This is a genomic window from Geodermatophilus sp. URMC 64, assembly GCF_053502555.1.
This window is the reverse complement of record NZ_CP199955.1, coordinates 3,441,409-3,456,785: the sequence shown is the minus strand read 5'-3', so window position 1 is coordinate 3,456,785 and position 15,377 is coordinate 3,441,409. Positions and strand designations below refer to the sequence as shown.

Here is a 15,377-nt window from a genome sequence, read left to right as displayed (position 1 = left end):
CCGGCATGCCCGCTGTTCCGGAGGACGCCGCCGCGCCGATCGTGCCCGGTTACCGGCTGCAGGAGCTGCTCGGCCGCGGCGGCTCCGGCGAGGTCTGGCGGGCCGTGCCGCGCGGCGGGGGAGCACCGGTGGCGGTCAAGGTGCTCGTCGCCGGCAACCCGGAGCGGCAGGCCCGGGAGGCCGCCCTGCTGGCGGAGCTGGACCATCCGCACCTGGTCCGGCTGCACGAGGTCGTGCACCAGCCGCGGCGGGGCGGCGAGGTCCGCGTCGCGCTGGTCCTGGACCTGCTGCCCGGGGGCAGCCTCGCCGCGCTGCTCGCCCGGCGCGGGCGGCTGCGGCCGGGCGAGGTGGTCACCGCCATCGCGCCGGTGGCCGCCGCGCTGGCGCACGCGCACGAGCACGGCGTCGTCCACGGCGACCTCTCACCGGGCAACATCGTCTTCACCGCCGAGGGCCGCCCCGTGCTCACCGACCTCGGTGTCGCGCGGGTGCTGGGGGAATCCGCGGCCGGGGAGGTGACCCCCGCCTACGTCGACCCGACGGTCGCCCGCGGCGGCGCCCCGGGGCCCGCCTCGGACGTCTTCGGTGTCGCGGCCGCGGCCTTCCACGCGCTGACCGGTATCGCGCCGTGGAACGCGGCGAGCCCCGCCGACACCCTGGCGGTCGCGGCGGCGGGGGTGCTGCCCGACCTCGCGGAGCTGGCGCCCGAGGCACCCGCGGAGCTGGTCGCGGTCATCGCGCGCGGCCTGGCCGACGACCCGCACGAGCGCGGCTCGGCCGGCGCGTTCGCCCTCGACCTGCGGCACGCCTGCCGGCCGGAGCCGGTCCGGCTGCCCACGGCCGGCGTCCCCGACGAGGAGCTCGGCCGCACCGGCCGCGGTCCGCGCACCGAGCTGACCCACCAGGTGCCGGGGCGGCACCGCCGCGAGCCGCGCCCGGAGCCGGTCGAGCCCCGACGGGACCGGGTCGTCCCCGTGCTGCGCCGGGTCGCCGTCCTCGCCGCGGTGGGGGCCACGCTCGCCGCGGCGGTCTGGCTCGGCACCCGGTGGGGAGCGGGCGGCGGCGCCGCCCCGGCAGCCGCGACCGCGCCGGCCACGGCGGTCGCGCCGTCCGAGGAGCCGGAGGTGTCCGTGCCGGCGGAGCCGCTCGCCGCCGGGGCACCGGCGGACCCGGCCGGGTGGCAGCCGGTGCTCGCCGAGCTGTACGGCCGCCGCGCCGAGGCGTTCGCCACCGCCTCGCCCGGGCCGCTCGACGACGTCTACACCGAGGACAGCGCGCAGCGCGCCGCCGACGTCGCGTTCGTGGAGGAGCTCGCCGCGGCGGGGCAGGTGCTGCGCGGGTTCGCCCCGTCCGTCCTCCGCGTGACCGCCGTGACGCTCGACGGGGACCGGGCCGAGGTCGAGCTCGTCGACGCCTGGCCCGGCTACGACGTGGTGCCGGCCGGCACGGCCGACGGGCCGGCGGTCCGTTCCGCGCCTGGGCGGCCCGAGGCGCCGGTGCGGATGGTGCTGCGTCGCACCGACGACGGGTGGCGGATCGAGCACGCCGAGCGGGTCTGAGGCCCCCTCTCGGGTACCGCCCGGAACTTGCGAGGAGGGGGAGGAGGGGGTCCCTCCTTCACCCCTGCCGCAGCGCGGCGCGCAGGGCCGGTTCCAGGTCGGGGTGGGTGAACCGGTAGCCGGACGCGAGCAGTTTCTCCGGCAGCGCCCGCCGTCCGCCGAGGATGCTGGAGCGGCCGAATTCCCCGAGCGCCAGGGCCAGCGCGAAGCCGGGCACGGGCAACGGGGTCGGCCGGTGCAGGACGCGGCCGAGGGTCCGGGTGAACTCGGCGTTGGTCACCGGGTTCGGCGCGGTCAGGTTGACCGGGCCCGAGACGTCGGCGTGGAGCAGGTGGACGATCGCCTCCACCTCGTCGGTCAGCGCGATCCACGGCCAGTACTGCCGCCCCGAGCCCATCCGGCCGCCGAGGCCGAGCCGGAACACCAGCCCGAGGATCCGGACCAGGGCAGCGTCCGGGGCCAGGACCAGCCCGGTGCGCAGGGTCACCACCCGCACGCCCGCGGCCGCCGCGGGGGCCGTGGCGGCCTCCCACTGCACGCACACCTGGGCGAGGAAGGAGTCACCCGGTGGATCGGCCTCGGTGACCGGCCGGTCACCGCTGACGGGATACCAGTCGATGCCCGAGGCGGAGATCAGCACCCGCGGGCGGCCCGGATCGGCGGCGGCGGCCACGGCCAGCGCCTCGCTGATGGTGGACGTGCCGTCCAGCCGGCTCGTCAGCAGCCGCTGCTTGTACCCCTTGGTCCACAGCCAGGGCCGGATCGGCTCGCCGGCCAGGTGCACCACGGCGTCGACGTCGGCGAGCAGGGCCGGGTCGATCCGGTGGTGCTGCGGTGCCCAGCGGTGCTCCTCGGCCGTACGGGGAGTGCGCCGGACCAGCCGGAGGACGTCGTGGCCGTCGGCCTGCAGGCGGGGGACCAGGGCGCCGCCGATCAGGCCCGAGGCGCCGGTGACCGCGATCTTCACGCCAGGTTCTTCTCCTCCCGAGCCCCCCGCGGACGCATCGGGGCCCCGGCAGTCTTTGCCGGGGCCCCGTTACCGGCCCCGCTGCAGGGTCCCGCCGCGAGCGTGCGAGCGGTGCGGGGCAGCGGGGTCCTTTCTCAGGCCAGTCCGAGGTCGCCCTGGAACTGACCGGCCTCCAGCCGCTCCCGCACGGTGGTGAGGAAGCGGGCGGCGTCGGCGCCGTCGACGATCCGGTGGTCGTAGGTGAGGGCCAGGTAGACCATCGACCGGACCGCGATCACCTCGCCCAGGTCGGCGTCCTGCACGACCACCGGCCGCTTGACCACGGAGCCGGTGCCGAGGATCGCGACCTGCGGCTGGTTGATGATCGGGGTGTCGAACAGCGCCCCGCGGCTGCCGGTGTTGGTCAGTGTGAAGGTGCCGCCGCCCAGCTCGTCCGGGGTCACCTTGTTCAGCCGGGTGCGCTCGGCCAGGTCGGCGATCTTGCGGGCCAGGCCGCCGATGGACAGGTCGCCGGCGTCCTTGATGACCGGAACGAGCAGGCCGCGGTCGGTGTCCACCGCGATGCCGAGGTTCTCGTTGTCGTGGTAGGTGACCGTGCCGGCCTCGAGGTCGATCGAGGAGTTGACGCTCGGGTGGGCCTTGAGCGCCTCGATCGCCGCCTTGGCGAAGAACGGCAGGAAGGAGAGCTTGACGCCCTCGCGGGCCTCGAACTCGTTCTTCGCCTTGGCGCGCAGCTGCGCGATCCGGGTGATGTCGGCCTCGACGACGGTGGTCAGCTGGGCGCTCACCGCCAGCGACTCCACCATGCGGCGAGCGATGACCGTGCGCAGCCGGGACAGCTTCTCCGTGCGGCCGCGCAGCGACGGGTCCTGGCTGGCCGCCGGGGACGGCGTCCGGGGCGCGCCCGCTGCGGCGGGAGCCGGCGCCGCGGCCGGCGCCTGCGCCTGCTCGGCGGCGGCGAGGACGTCCTGCTTGCGGATCCGCCCGCCGACGCCCGAGCCCTGGACGCTGCCGAGGTCCACCCCGTGCTCGGCGGCGAGCCGGCGCACCAGCGGCGTGACGTAGGTGCCGCCGCCGTCCCCCTCGGCGGCAGGGGCCGGCGCGGGCGCGGACGGAGCAGCCGACGGGGCGGGCGCGGTGGCCGGCTCGGCGGGCTGGCCGCCGCCGGACCCGTAGTAGTCGGCGGTGGGCTGCTCGGAGACCTGGGCCGGCTCCTGCGCCGGCTGGGGCACCGGCTGCTTTGCGGGCTCCGGCTGCTGCTCCTGCTGCGGCGGCGCGGCGGGGGCCGCTGGCGCACCGCCGCCGCCCGCGGCGCCGGTCCCGATGACGGCCAGCTGGGCGCCGACCTCGACGGTCTCGTCCTCCTGCACGGTGATCTCGAGCAGCGTGCCGGAGGCCGGTGACGGGATCTCGGTGTCGACCTTGTCGGTGGAGACCTCCAGCAGCGGCTCGTCGGCGGTGACCTCGTCGCCGACCGCCTTGAGCCAGCGGGTGACGGTGCCCTCGGTGACGCTCTCGCCCAGCGCCGGCATGGTCACCGGCGTGCCCTCGCCGGAGCCGCCGGAGCTCTGCGCCGGGGCGGCCTCGGGGGCCGGCTGCTGCTCGGCGGGCTGGGCCTGCGGTTCGGCCTGTGCCGGCTGCTGCTCGGCCTCGGGGGCGGCCTCCGCCTGGGGTGCTGCTTCGGCCTGAGGTGCGGCCTCGGCCTGGGGCGCGCCCGCGCCGCCGCCGTACCCGCCGATGACGGCGAGCTCGGCGCCGACCTCGACGGTCTCGTCCTCGGCGACGAGGATCTTGCTGAGCACGCCCGCGGCGGGCGAGGGGATCTCGGTGTCGACCTTGTCGGTCGAGACCTCGAGGAGGGGTTCGTCGACCTCGACCTGCTCGCCCTCTTGCTTGAGCCAGCGAGTGACCGTGCCCTCGGTGACGCTCTCGCCCAGGGCGGGCATGGTGACGGACGTCGGCATCGAGGCAGTGCTCCTTCTGGCGCTGTTCGGTTGGGGGATGTGCGGCGGTGCGGGCTAGCTGTGCGCGTGCAACGGCTTGCCGGCGAGCGCGAGGTGGGCTTCGCCCAGGGCCTCGCTCTGCGTCGGGTGCGGGTGGATCAGGGCAGCGACCTCGTCGGGCAGGGCCTCCCAGTTGTAGATCAGCTGGGCCTCGGCGATGAGCTCGCCGACCCGGCTGCCGACGATGTGCACCCCGACGACCGGGCCGTCCGGGACCTGGACCAGCGTGACCGCGCCGGCGGTGCGGAGGATCTGGCTGCGGCCGTTGCCGGCCAGGTCGTAGGTCAGCGTCGTCACGTCGCCGTACTTCTCGCGGGCCTGGGCCGCGGTGAGCCCCACCGAGGCGACCTCGGGGTCGGAGTAGGTGATCCGCGGGACGCCGGCGTAGTCGATCGGCGTGACGGGCAGCCCGGCCAGCCGCTCGGCGACGAGGATGCCCTCGGCGAAGCCGGCGTGCGCCAGTTGCAGCGTCGGGATGAGGTCGCCGACGGCGGAGACGGTCGGGACGGTGGTGCGGCAGTACTCGTCGACGAGGACGAAGCCGCGGTCCATCGCGACACCGGCCTCCTCGTAGCCCAGGCCCTGGCTGACCGGGCCGCGCCCGACGGCGACCAGCACGAGCTCGGCCTCGACGGTCTTGCCGTTCTCCAGATCGACCCGGACGCCGACCTCCGTCGTCTGCACGCCCGTGACCTTGCTGCCGAGCTCGAAGCCGATCTTCCGGCGGCGGAAGGCCCGCTCGAGCTGCTTGGAGGAGGACTCGTCCTCCAGGGGGACCAGGTGGGGCAGCGCCTCGACGATGGTGACGTCGACGCCGAAGGACTTCCAGGCGCTGGCGAACTCGCAGCCGATGACGCCGCCGCCGAGGACCACCGCGGACGTGGGCACGCGGTCCAGGGTGAGCGCGTGATCGCTGGTGAGGATCTTGGTGCCGTCGATCTCGACGCCCGGCAGGCTGCGCGCGTAGGAGCCGGTGGCGAGCAGGACGTGGCGGCCCTCGTAGGTCTGCCCGTTCACCTCGACGGTGGTGGGGGAGGCCAGCCGCCCCTCGCCCTCGACGTAGGTGATCTTCCGGCCCTTGATCAGGCCCTGCAGACCCTTGTAGAGCCGGCTGATCACGCCGTCCTTGTACCGGTTGACGCCGTCCATGTCGATGCCGGCCAGCGTCGTCTTGACGCCGAACTGCTCGCCCTCGCGGGCGGCGTCGGCGATCTCGCCGCTGTGCAGCAGCGCCTTGGTCGGGATGCAGCCCCGGTGCAGGCAGGTGCCGCCGACCTTGTCCTTCTCGATGAGGACCACCGACAGGCCGAGCTCGGCCGCGCGCAGCGCCGCTGCGTAGCCCCCCGAGCCGCCGCCGAGGATCACGAGGTCGGCCGGCGAGATCGGTGCGCTCACGGGTTCTCCTCGATCCATCGACGGCTGGCAGCGGCGGGGTCCGGGGCTCATCCTGCCACTCCGGGAACGGTGCGGCCGTGCGCACCGTTGAGGCCGGGCGGAGCGTCCCGGCGCAGGCCGGGACGATGCGACGACAGGAGAGCGGAATGGGGCTGCTCGACCGGCTGCGCGGGCGCGGCCCCGGGGGGCACGGCCGGCGCGGCACGCTGGACCGGGGGTCGCACCACGGCGACCTCGCCCACCTGGAGCAGTTCGTCGCCACCCGCCGCGGCGTGGAGGGCTACGTCGAGCCCCGGACGGCGGTCACCGAGACGACGATCGTGCTGGTCGCCGCCGACGGGGAGTGGACCCGGCGGCGCATCGACGGCCCCGACGTCGCCCGCCGGCTCTCCCGCGAGCTGGCGATCCCGGTCTACGACGCGCAGGTGACCGGCTACCCCCAGCGCATGCGCGACTGGTCGTCCCGTCAGAAGGACAACCGCCTCGACTAGCGGGCTTTCGGTACAGAAAGCCCGGTGTCAGCCGGCGATGAGGTCCTCGATGGTGGCGAGCAGGGTGCGCACGGGGACGCCGGTGCCGCCCTTGGGCGTGTAGCCCCACGCCGCGCCGGTGTTGTAGGCCGGCCCGGCTACGTCGATGTGCGCCCAGGGCAGGCCCTCGGGCACGAACTCCGCCAGGAAGTGACCGCCCACGAGCATGCCGCCGAAGCGGTCGGCGTTGGAGTTGACGAAGTCGGCGACCGGCGAGTCGATGCCGCGGCGCAGCTCGACCGGCAGCGGCATCGGCCACATGCCCTCGCCGACGCGCTTGCCCGCGGCGACGACGGCGTCGCGCAGCTCGTCGGAGCCCATGACCCCGGAGGTGCGGTTGCCCAGCGCGACCTGCTGGGCGCCGGTGAGGGTGGAGGTCTCCAGCAGCGCGTCCGGGCTGTCCTCGGCGGCGCGGGCGATCGCGTCGGCCAGGACGACGCGGCCCTCGGCGTCGGTGTTGGTGATCTCGGCCTTCTTGCCGTTGCGGAACGTCACGATGTCGGCCGGCCGGTACGCGGTACCGCTGGGCAGGTTCTCGGCGATCGGCACGGTGGCGGTCACCTCGACCGGCAGGCCCAGCTCGGCGACCAGGCAGACGGTGGCGATCACGGCGGCGGCGCCGGCCATGTCGCTCTTCATGTTCTGCATGTTCAGCGCGGGCTTGATCGACAGGCCGCCGCTGTCGAAGGTGATGCCCTTGCCGACCAGCGCGACCTTCTTCTTCGCCTTCTTGCCCTTGTAGGTCAGGCGCAGCAGACGGGGGCCGCGGGTCGAGCCCTGGCCGACGGCGAGGATGCCGCCGTAGCCGCCGGCCGCGAGCTCCTTCTCGGCGAGGACCTCGACCGCGAGCCCCGCCTTCTCGCCGGCCGCGGCGCCGCGGGCGGCCAGCTCGGCGGGGTGGAGGTCGTTCGGCGGGGTGTTGACCAGGTCGCGGACGAGGGCGACCGCGTCGGCCACCGCGCGCACGCGCGCCAGCGCCGCCTTGGCGTCACCGGCGTCGGGCACCACCACCGTGAACTCACGCGGCGGCGTCGGCCGGTTGGCCGGCAGGTCGGACTTGTACTCGGTGAACTCGTAGGCGCCGAGCAGGGAGCCCTCGCCGACGGCGTGCAGCCGGTCGGCGCCCGGGGAGCCGCCCACGGCGGCCAGCAGCGTGACGACCGAGCCGCGCCCGGAGAGCGCCCGGCTCGCGGCGCCCGCGGCCCGGCGCACCGCCTCGGCGGTGTAGCCGCCGCCGTTCTCCGGCGCGCCGAGGCCCACCACCGCGACCACCGGGAAGGGGCCCTGGCCGAACGTGGGCAGCCGGGTCACCTCGTCCTCCGCGCCGCGGGCCCCCAGATCGGCGAGCGCGGGGAGCAGCCGGCCGCCGAGCAGCCGGTCCACCGCCTCGCTGCCGGGGGTGGGCAGCGGGCCGTCCGGGCCCTTGCCGACGCCGACGACGACCGCGTCGGCGGAGAGCTTCTCGAGGGGGCGGTCGGTGGCGGAGATCGTCGGCGGCACGGCGTCGATCGTAGAAGGACCCTCCTGCCCCCCACCGCTCGCAGGCTCGCGGCGGGCCCCCTGCAGGAGGGCCGCACTAGCGTGGGGGCCCGTGAGCCCGCGGACCTCCCCCCTCCACGACCGGCACGTCGCCGCCGGCGCCAAGCTGGCCGACTTCAGCGGCTGGTCGATGCCCATCGAGTACGCCGGGGGAGGAGTGCTGGCCGAGCACACGGCCGTCCGGACGGCGGTCGGGCTGTTCGACGTCTCCCACCTCGGCACCGGCACGGTCCGTGGGCCGGGGGCGGCCGCGTTCGTCGACCGCTGCCTGACCAACGACCTGTCCCGCATCGGGCCGGGGCAGGCGCAGTACACGCTGTGCTGCACCGCCGACGGCGGCGTCGTCGACGACCTGATCCTCTATCTGCACGGCCCGGACGACGTCCTGCTGGTGCCGAACGCCGCCAACGCCGCCGACGTCTTCGCGCGGCTGGCCGCCGAGGCGCCCGACGGCGTCGCGATCACCGACCGGCACGAGCAGGTCGCCGTCCTCGCCGTCCAGGGACCCCGCTCGCCGCGGGTGGTCGAGGCCGTGGGGCTGACCGCGGACCTGTCCTACATGTCGTTCGTGGCGGGCGACGTCACCGTCTGCCGGACCGGCTACACCGGTGAGCACGGTTACGAGCTGCTCGTCGAGGCCGAGCGGGCGGAAGAGCTGTGGGACGCGCTGCTCGCCGCCGGGGAGGCCGAGGGGATCCGCCCGTGCGGGCTGGGCGCCCGCGACACCCTGCGCACCGAGATGGGCTATCCGCTGCACGGGCACGAGCTGTCGCGGGAGATCACGCCGAACCAGGCCCGTGCCGGCTGGGCCGTGGGCTGGAAGAAGCCGCGGTTCTGGGGTCGCGAGGCCCTGCTCGCCGAGAAGGAGGCCGGCCCGGCGCGGCTGCTGTGGGGGCTGAGGGCGACCGGGCGCGGCATCCCCCGCCCGGGCATGGCCGTGCTGGACGCCGGGGGGAACGCGATCGGCGAGGTCACCAGCGGCACGTTCTCCCCGACCCTCAAGACCGGCATCGGACTGGCGCTGCTGGACGCGTCAGCCGGCGTTGCCGGCGGTGCCGAGGTGAGCGTCGACGTCCGCGGCCGCCCGCAGCCCGCCGAAGTGGTGAAGCCGCCGTTCGTGGAGTCGCACGTCCGGTAGCGGAGTCAGGCGGACTGCTTCGACTCCTTGGTGGGCTCCGGCGGGTCGGGCAGGGTGTCGGCGACCGTGGCGTCGCGCTCGCCCATCGGCTGCGGGTGTCCCTCGGTGGTGTCCCGCGCGGTCTGGTGCTCGGCCTCGGCGTTGATCTCCGCGCCGAGCAGGATCAGGTAGCAGGTCAGGTACAGCCACAGCATCAGCACGATGACGCCGGCGATGGTGCCGTAGGTCTTGTCGTAGGACCCGAAGTTGTTCACGTAGAGGCTGAACAGCAGGCTCACGATCGCCCAGACGACCGTGACCACGATCGAGCCGAGGCTCACCCAGGAGAACTTCGGCGCGTCCCGGTCGGGCGCCACCCGGTAGAGGACGGCGAGGGAACCGGCCATGACCGCGAGCAGCAGCCCCCAGCGGATGACCTGGGCGAGGATCGTGCCGAACACCCCGAGCGGCAGCGCGTCCAGCACGGCCGGGACGACGGCGAGCAGGCCGACGGTCAGCAGCACGAAGACGATCGCGCCGGCCGTGAGCGCCAGCGAGGTGAGCCGCAGTTTGACGAAGTTGCGGGTCTCGACCTCGTCGTAGGCCAGGTTGACCGCGGTCATCATGTTGTTCACCCCGCCGGACGCGCTCCACAGCGCGGCGAGGATGGAGACGACCAGGCCGATGGTGAGCGCTCCGCCGGCGTTCTCGGTGATGCTCCGCAGCTGGTCCTCGATGAGCGAGGCGGCGTCGTTCGGCAGCTGGGTGGAGATCTCCTCAACCTGCTGCGTGACCGTCTCGGGCGAGGCGACCAGGCCGTAGATCGAGATGGCGGCGATCAGCGCCGGGAAGATCGCCAGGAAGGCGAAGAAGGCCACGCCGCCGGCGATGATGGGCATGTTGTCGGCCTTGTTCTCGGCCCACGCCCGCTTGACGATCTGCTTCCAGCCCTTGAGCGGGATCTGGGTGGGCTTCTCGGCCGTGACGCCGGGCAGTTGCTGCTCGGTCGGCGCGCCGTGCGGCGGCCGGTCGGCGTCCGGCCGCGGGGCGGTCGCGGCCTCCTCCGCGGCGGCCTTGGCGGCCGCCCGGCGCGCGGCCTTCTCCTCGACCCGTTCCCGGATCCGGTCGACGGCGCTCTCGCGGTGGCTGGTGCCGGCCATGTCGTCCCCCTGACGGATGGGTGCGGGAAGTGGGGTGCCGCAGGCGTCAGTCGCCCGGCCAGGACCCCGTCAGCTTGGTGAAGCCGCGCGCGCCGGCGCGGTCGATCGCGGCCTTGGTCGCCGCGAAGATGGCGCCCTGCAGGGCCGCCGCCAGGACCACCTCGCGCATGCGGTACTCGCTCTGCAGCGCGCTGGGCGCGTCCTCCTCGTCGGCGATGTGCTTCCAGATCTGCTTGAAGACGATCCCGGACAGGGTCCCGGCCAGGACGCCGCCGAGCAGGCCGATCGGCCGGTAGGCGATCTTGGCTCCCTTGCTGCTCACCGTTTCCTCCTCGAGGTGCTCGAGTGCTTGCGGCGCCACACCACCAGACCGACCGTCACCGCCACCAGGGCCAGGGCGGCGCCGAGCACGATCGGGGGACTCTCACGGTAGGTCTCGACGGCGGTGTCGCGGGCGCGGTACGCGCCCTCCTTGGCCCGCTCCCTGGCGCGGGCGGGGACGTCGAGGCGGCGGCTGAGCTCGTCGACGGTGCGGCTGAGCTGCTCGCGGGTCGCCTCGATCTCGGCCTTGATCGCGTCGGGGTCGTTCGGGCGTGCGCCGTCGGGGCTCCGCGCGGTCATGGGTCCTCCGGTCCTCGGCTGGGCGCGTCGATGCACCTGCATGCCCGCGCGGCGGCGGGGATAACCAGGCGTTGATCACACTCGCGCAACGAGGACGGCGCCCGCCCGCTAGCCTCGCCGTCCATGACCTGGCACTGGCGTCTGGAGGACCCGTCCGGCGCGGCGATCGACCCGGCCACGCTCGGGGTCGAGATCCCCGACGCGGACAACCAGGGCGACGCCGAGTCGTGGCTGGGGGAGAACTGGCGGGAGCTGCTGGCCCGCGGCGTGGCCACGGTGACGCTCTTCGACGGGCAGAACGAGGTCTACGGCCCGATGGGCCTGGCCGCGACCTGAGCGGAGGGGATCCGTGCGCGTCACGCGCATGTTCTGTCTCCGGACATGTGTCGCGGTGATGTCTCCGGACATCTGTCGCGGTTGGGGTCAGGCCGCGGTCATCGTGGCGTAGCGGGTGGCCGGGTCGAGGGTCAGGTGGCCGAGGAGTTGTCCGTCGAGGGCGTGGAAGGCCACCCGAGGTCCGTTGACCAGGAGGGTGACCTGCTGGCCGGCGTAGCGGGCGCCGAGGCGGAGCAGGTGTGGGCCCAGGCCGACCCGGCCGTTGGCGTGCACGGTGCGCTGGTGCACGGTGGCGTCGGTCTGCAGCGGGAGCTGCTGCGGGCCGCCGTGCGCGCGTCGGCCCAGGCCTGCCGGGGGCGGGTGCCGACGGCGGAGTGCCGCCGGCGGGTGTTGTAGTGCTCGCGCACCCGATCCAGCCGGGCCTGCAGCTCGGCGAGCGTGGTGGCCGGGGCGGGGAAGAAGTGGGCCAGCAGCTTGTCGGCGGTCTGGTGCAGCCGTTCGCACTTGCCCAGCGTCTGCGGGTGGTAGGGGCTGGAGTGGATCAACCGGGAGCCGGCCGTGGCCACGGTGCGGGCGAAGCGGCCGGGCCGGGTCAGATGCTTGCGCTGCGGGCCGCCGGTGAACGCGCTGCCGTTGTCGGCCAGCACCAGCCCCGGCGCCCCGAACTCGGTGACCGCGCTGGTGAACGCGGCGATCGCGGCCGTCGAGGTCTCCGCCGGCGCGACGTGCGAGGCCACCCAGACCCGCGAGCAGTCGTCGATGACGTCGATCGCGACGACCACCCGGCCGTCGGCCAGGGTGTGCTCGGTGCCGTCGATCTGGAAGCAGTCCCGTGGCCGGGCGTAGGCGAAGCGCCGGTGGGAGGACTTGGGCCGCTTGGCCGGATTGCGCTCGAGCAGCGCGGCGCGGCCGAGGACCCGGTTGATCGTGGCCCGGACCGGCACCCGGGCCCCGGCCGGCCAGTCGGGTTGGTCGGCCGCTGCCCGCAGCGCGGCGTGGATGTTGTCCGCACCGTGGTCGGGGCCCAGTTGCTCGCGCAACGCGACGATCCGGGCCACCAGCCAGTCCGGGGTGGCGGTTGGTGAGCGGTGCGGCCGCCGGGAGCGCTCGGTCCACGCGCCCTCGGCGGCCACCCGGGCCCGATGCCGGTAGAACGTGCGCTCGTTGACGCCGTTGAGCCGGCACCACTCCGCGATGTTCTCGATCGGCACACCGACCTGCAACGTCGCATCCAGCAGCTTCATGACTGCCGCTCGCTTCCCCACACCACCTCATCGGCGGCGTGATGATCAAGCGACAGATGTCATGAGACTTCCGGACTGACACATGTCCTGAGACTCAAGATGCGCGTCACGCGCACGGATCCCCTCCGTGCTCAGCCGCGGGAGGTCTTGGCCGGGTCGCGCTCGACGACGTCGCCGAGGACGTCGTCGATCCGCTTCAGGACGTCGTCCTCGAGCTTGACGCCGGCGGCCTTGACGTTGTCGTGCACCTGCTCCGGCCGGCTGGCGCCGATGATCGCGGCCGCGACGTTCGGGTTCTGCAGCACCCACGCGACGGCGAGCTGGGCCATCGACAGGCCGAGGTCGTCGGCGATCGGCCGCAGGCCCTGGACCGCGGTGAGGATCTCGTCGGTCAGGAAGCCCTGCATCGAGCCGCCCACGGTGGAGTTGCCGGCGCGGGTGTCGGCGCCCGGCTGCTCGCCCGGCCGGTACTTGCCGGTGAGCACGCCCTGCGCCAGCGGCGACCAGACGATCTGGGAGAGCCCTTCCTTCTCCGACGTGGGCACGACCTCCGCCTCGATCACCCGCCACAGCATCGAGTACTGCGGCTGGTTGCTGATCAGCTGGATGCCGAGCTCGCGGGCGAGCCGCGCGGCCGCCGCGATCTCCTCGGCGCGCCACTCGGAGACCCCGATGTAGAGGGCCTTGCCGGCCCGGACGAGGTCGGCAAAGGCGGTCATCGTCTCCTCGAGCGGCACCGTCTCGTCGTAGCGGTGGGCCTGGTAGAGGTCGACGTAGTCGGTCTGCAGCCGCTTCAGCGAGGCGTGGCAGCTCTCGATGATGTGCTTGCGCGACAGGCCGCGGTCGTTGGGGCCGGGGCCGGTCGGCCAGTAGACCTTGGTGAAGATCTCGAGGCCCTCCCGGCGCTGGCCGGCCAGGGCGCGGCCGAGCACGGACTCGGCCTTGGTGCCGGCGTAGACGTCGGCGGTGTCGAAGGTGGTGATCCCGACGTCGAGGGCGGCGCGGACGCAGGCGTGCGCGGCGTCCTCCTCGACCTGGCTGCCGTGCGTCAGCCAGTTGCCGTATGCGATCTCGGAGATGTTCAGGCCGGAACGGCCGAGTCTTCTGTGCTCCACGTACGCCGACGCTATCCCCGGTCCAGACACGGCCCCGCTGCAGGGCCCCGCCGCGGCCCCGTCCAGAGGCTCGCCCCGAGCTTGCGAGGGGTGAGGAGGACGGGGTCCTTTCTCAGTACTCGGCGCCGATCGCGACCTCCGGCTTCGGGAAGCGCCAGCGCCGGATCATCGTGGAGCGGCTGATGCCGTACCAGACGGCGCCCTTGGGGCTCTCCTTCGGCAGTCGCTCGGCGATGGCCCGCTTGATCCGCCGGGACAGGAACACCGAGTCGACGATGAAGACGAGGAAGAACAGGAAGAGCAGGAAGCTCGCGTAGCTGCGGACGACGAGGTTGGGGGCGAGCGTGCCGATCACCGCGATCCCGGCCACGAGCAGGAACAGGCTGCCGACGTTGCGGCGGGAGTCGACCACGTTGCGCACCAGCCGCTTGACCGGGCCCTGGTCGCGGCGCGGCAGGTAGGAGTCGTCGCCGCGGGCGGCGGCCTGGCGGGCGTTGACCCGGTTGGCCGCCTGCGTCTCCCGCATCCGCTTGTAGGCCTCCTTGCGGGTGGTCGGCGGCGGCGGGGGCGGACCGGGACGGCGTCCCTGCGCCTCGCTGCGCTTCGGCGTCGGCCGGCCCTTGCCCGTGTTCTTGACCAACTCCTGGGTCAGGTCGGCCGACGGGTCCGGCGTCGTCTCGGCGGTCGACCGGCGGCCTGGCAGGCGAAGCTTCACGACCGGCAAGTCTACGTGGGCTCTCCCGTGTGCCTCGGCGAACGCGTGGGAGCGCCGTACAGTGGGAAGAAGCTCCGCCGCGGCGGTGTTACCCGCTCTCGGAAGGACCGCTGCGGGACCTCGGATGTGGGAGGACAGAACATGACGGTGCAGGACACGCAGGCCCCCGACGCGACGAGCGTCGTCCTGAGCGAGGCCGCCGCCGGCAAGGTGAAGGCGCTGCTGGACCAGGAGGGCCGCGACGACCTGCGGCTGCGCATCGCCGTCCAGCCGGGTGGCTGCTCCGGTCTTCGCTACCAGCTCTTCTTCGACGAGCGCTTCCTCGACGGCGACCAGACCTACGAGTACGGCGGCGTCGAGGTCATCGTCGACCGGATGAGCGGCCCCTACCTCGGCGGCGCGGTGATCGACTTCGTCGACACCATCGAGAAGCAGGGCTTCACGATCGACAACCCCAACGCGCAGGGCTCCTGCGCCTGCGGCGACAGCTTCCACTGAGCCGACGCGACAGCGCCCCGGTTCCCTCCGCGGGAACCGGGGCGCTGTCGCGTTCAGCGGGCCATGCCGACGCCGGTCTCCTGCCGCATGCCCTCCAGCCACGTTGTGTTCTCGCGCGACGTGACGTCCTGGAGGACGGAGGCCAGCCGGGCTCGGCGCAGGGCGGGCTCGGTGTAGGGCGGCAGCTCCGCGACGTAGCGGAAGGCCTCCCGGCGCAGGGTCTCCGCCGCGGTGCGGTAGGAGATCCACCGCGTGTGCAGCTGGAAGAGCTGCTGCGCCCCCTCGGCCACGACGACCACCGCGGCCAGGCTCGCCGTGAGCGCCGGGTGGGCGTCGATGGCCGCGAGGACCGTCACCGCGGCTGCCACGAGAAGCGCGACCAGCCGCATCGCCAGGTAGGCGATCCGGTGGAGGCGGGCCGCGGCGTCGTAGCGGCGGAACTCGCGATCCAGCTCCCGCCACACGACGTCCTCGGCGTCCGGCGGGGCGGGCAGGGCGCCGGCGCGTTGCGGCCGCGGGCTCCGGACGGCGGCGGGCGGGGTCTGGATCGCGCTGGACATGGGCGGCAGCCTGGCACC

General features: G+C 74.1%; 16 protein-coding genes. 5 read left to right on the top strand and 11 right to left on the bottom strand.

Going from position 1 to position 15,377, the window contains the following annotated elements; all coding sequences use genetic code 11:
* Positions 1-5: 5 nt before the first annotated feature.
* Positions 6-1,559, top strand: coding sequence for a protein kinase domain-containing protein (locus ACWIYF_RS16810; RefSeq protein WP_448623971.1), 1,554 nt, complete (start codon positions 6-8; stop codon positions 1,557-1,559).
* A gap of 58 nt (positions 1,560-1,617) precedes the next feature.
* On the opposite strand, the gene ACWIYF_RS16805 is transcribed toward ACWIYF_RS16810, so the two are convergent.
* The 3 genes from ACWIYF_RS16805 to lpdA form a co-directional block, all read right to left on the bottom strand.
* On the bottom strand, positions 1,618-2,526 hold the full coding sequence (locus ACWIYF_RS16805; RefSeq protein WP_448623970.1) for a TIGR01777 family oxidoreductase: 909 nt from the start codon (positions 2,524-2,526) through the stop codon (positions 1,618-1,620).
* Between the two features lie 134 nt (positions 2,527-2,660).
* Positions 2,661-4,490 (bottom strand): 2-oxoglutarate dehydrogenase, E2 component, dihydrolipoamide succinyltransferase, encoded by a 1,830-nt coding sequence (sucB, locus tag ACWIYF_RS16800; protein ID WP_448623969.1) that lies wholly within the window; start codon positions 4,488-4,490, stop codon positions 2,661-2,663.
* A 54-nt stretch (positions 4,491-4,544) separates the two neighbouring features.
* On the bottom strand, positions 4,545-5,924 hold the full coding sequence (lpdA, locus tag ACWIYF_RS16795; RefSeq protein ID WP_448623968.1) for a dihydrolipoyl dehydrogenase: 1,380 nt from the start codon (positions 5,922-5,924) through the stop codon (positions 4,545-4,547).
* 77 nt (positions 5,925-6,001) lie between these two features.
* On the opposite strand from lpdA, the gene ACWIYF_RS16790 reads away from it, so the two are divergent.
* Entirely contained in the window at positions 6,002-6,415 is a 414-nt protein-coding gene (locus ACWIYF_RS16790; RefSeq protein WP_448623967.1) for an oxidoreductase, read from the top strand.
* Positions 6,416-6,442: 27 nt separating this feature from the next.
* On the opposite strand, the gene ACWIYF_RS16785 is transcribed toward ACWIYF_RS16790, so the two are convergent.
* A complete protein-coding gene (locus tag ACWIYF_RS16785; protein WP_448623966.1) occupies positions 6,443-7,954 on the bottom strand; it encodes a leucyl aminopeptidase in 1,512 nt (503 codons plus the stop codon).
* 91 nt (positions 7,955-8,045) lie between these two features.
* Here ACWIYF_RS16785 and gcvT point away from each other — a divergent pair, with 91 nt between their 5' ends.
* Positions 8,046-9,131: a glycine cleavage system aminomethyltransferase GcvT gene (gene gcvT / locus ACWIYF_RS16780; RefSeq protein ID WP_448623965.1), complete on the top strand. Its 1,086-nt coding sequence runs from the start codon at positions 8,046-8,048 to the stop codon at positions 9,129-9,131.
* Positions 9,132-9,136: 5 nt separating this feature from the next.
* Here gcvT and ACWIYF_RS16775 read toward each other — a convergent pair whose 3' ends face one another.
* The 3 genes from ACWIYF_RS16775 to ACWIYF_RS16765 are packed head-to-tail and all read right to left on the bottom strand — an operon-like array spanning position 9,137 to position 10,891.
* Positions 9,137-10,270 (bottom strand): YihY/virulence factor BrkB family protein, encoded by a 1,134-nt coding sequence (locus ACWIYF_RS16775; protein ID WP_448623964.1) that lies wholly within the window; start codon positions 10,268-10,270, stop codon positions 9,137-9,139.
* A gap of 46 nt (positions 10,271-10,316) precedes the next feature.
* Entirely contained in the window at positions 10,317-10,592 is a 276-nt protein-coding gene (locus ACWIYF_RS16770) for a DUF4235 domain-containing protein (protein ID WP_448623963.1), read from the bottom strand.
* Positions 10,589-10,891, bottom strand: a complete 303-nt coding sequence (locus tag ACWIYF_RS16765; RefSeq protein WP_448623962.1) for a DUF3618 domain-containing protein — start codon at positions 10,889-10,891, stop codon at positions 10,589-10,591. Before ACWIYF_RS16765 ends, ACWIYF_RS16770 begins: the two co-directional genes overlap by 4 nt.
* A gap of 123 nt (positions 10,892-11,014) precedes the next feature.
* Between ACWIYF_RS16765 and ACWIYF_RS16760 the strand changes: the two genes are divergently transcribed.
* Positions 11,015-11,227, top strand: coding sequence for a hypothetical protein (locus ACWIYF_RS16760; RefSeq protein WP_448623961.1), 213 nt, complete (start codon positions 11,015-11,017; stop codon positions 11,225-11,227).
* Between the two features lie 131 nt (positions 11,228-11,358).
* On the opposite strand, the gene ACWIYF_RS16755 is transcribed toward ACWIYF_RS16760, so the two are convergent.
* From ACWIYF_RS16755 to ACWIYF_RS16745, 3 genes are all read right to left on the bottom strand, one after another.
* The gene (locus ACWIYF_RS16755) at positions 11,359-12,471 is read right to left on the bottom strand and encodes an integrase core domain-containing protein (protein WP_448623960.1); all 1,113 of its coding nucleotides are present in this window, start codon (positions 12,469-12,471) and stop codon (positions 11,359-11,361) included.
* A 131-nt stretch (positions 12,472-12,602) separates the two neighbouring features.
* A complete protein-coding gene (locus tag ACWIYF_RS16750) occupies positions 12,603-13,586 on the bottom strand; it encodes an aldo/keto reductase family protein (protein ID WP_448623959.1) in 984 nt (327 codons plus the stop codon).
* A 112-nt stretch (positions 13,587-13,698) separates the two neighbouring features.
* Positions 13,699-14,301, bottom strand: coding sequence for a DUF3043 domain-containing protein (locus tag ACWIYF_RS16745; RefSeq protein ID WP_448623958.1), 603 nt, complete (start codon positions 14,299-14,301; stop codon positions 13,699-13,701).
* A gap of 141 nt (positions 14,302-14,442) precedes the next feature.
* Here ACWIYF_RS16745 and ACWIYF_RS16740 point away from each other — a divergent pair, with 141 nt between their 5' ends.
* Positions 14,443-14,799: a HesB/IscA family protein gene (locus tag ACWIYF_RS16740; RefSeq protein WP_448623957.1), complete on the top strand. Its 357-nt coding sequence runs from the start codon at positions 14,443-14,445 to the stop codon at positions 14,797-14,799.
* 53 nt (positions 14,800-14,852) lie between these two features.
* Here the strand turns inward: ACWIYF_RS16740 and ACWIYF_RS16735 are convergent, their stop codons facing one another.
* Entirely contained in the window at positions 14,853-15,359 is a 507-nt protein-coding gene (locus ACWIYF_RS16735; RefSeq protein WP_448623956.1) for a DUF4231 domain-containing protein, read from the bottom strand.
* Positions 15,360-15,377 lie beyond the last annotated feature (18 nt).

Coding starts and splice junctions, on each gene's coding strand:
- ACWIYF_RS16765 (WP_448623962.1), bottom strand. CDS start 10,891: ATGACCGCGCGGAGCCCCGACGGCGCACGCCCGAACGACCCCGACGCG.
- ACWIYF_RS16760 (WP_448623961.1), top strand. CDS start 11,015: ATGACCTGGCACTGGCGTCTGGAGGACCCGTCCGGCGCGGCGATCGAC.
- sucB (WP_448623969.1), bottom strand. CDS start 4,490: ATGCCGACGTCCGTCACCATGCCCGCCCTGGGCGAGAGCGTCACCGAG.
- ACWIYF_RS16810 (WP_448623971.1), top strand. CDS start 6: ATGCCCGCTGTTCCGGAGGACGCCGCCGCGCCGATCGTGCCCGGTTAC.
- ACWIYF_RS16740 (WP_448623957.1), top strand. CDS start 14,443: ATGACGGTGCAGGACACGCAGGCCCCCGACGCGACGAGCGTCGTCCTG.
- ACWIYF_RS16775 (WP_448623964.1), bottom strand. CDS start 10,270: ATGGCCGGCACCAGCCACCGCGAGAGCGCCGTCGACCGGATCCGGGAA.
- ACWIYF_RS16735 (WP_448623956.1), bottom strand. CDS start 15,359: ATGTCCAGCGCGATCCAGACCCCGCCCGCCGCCGTCCGGAGCCCGCGG.
- ACWIYF_RS16755 (WP_448623960.1), bottom strand. CDS start 12,471: ATGAAGCTGCTGGATGCGACGTTGCAGGTCGGTGTGCCGATCGAGAAC.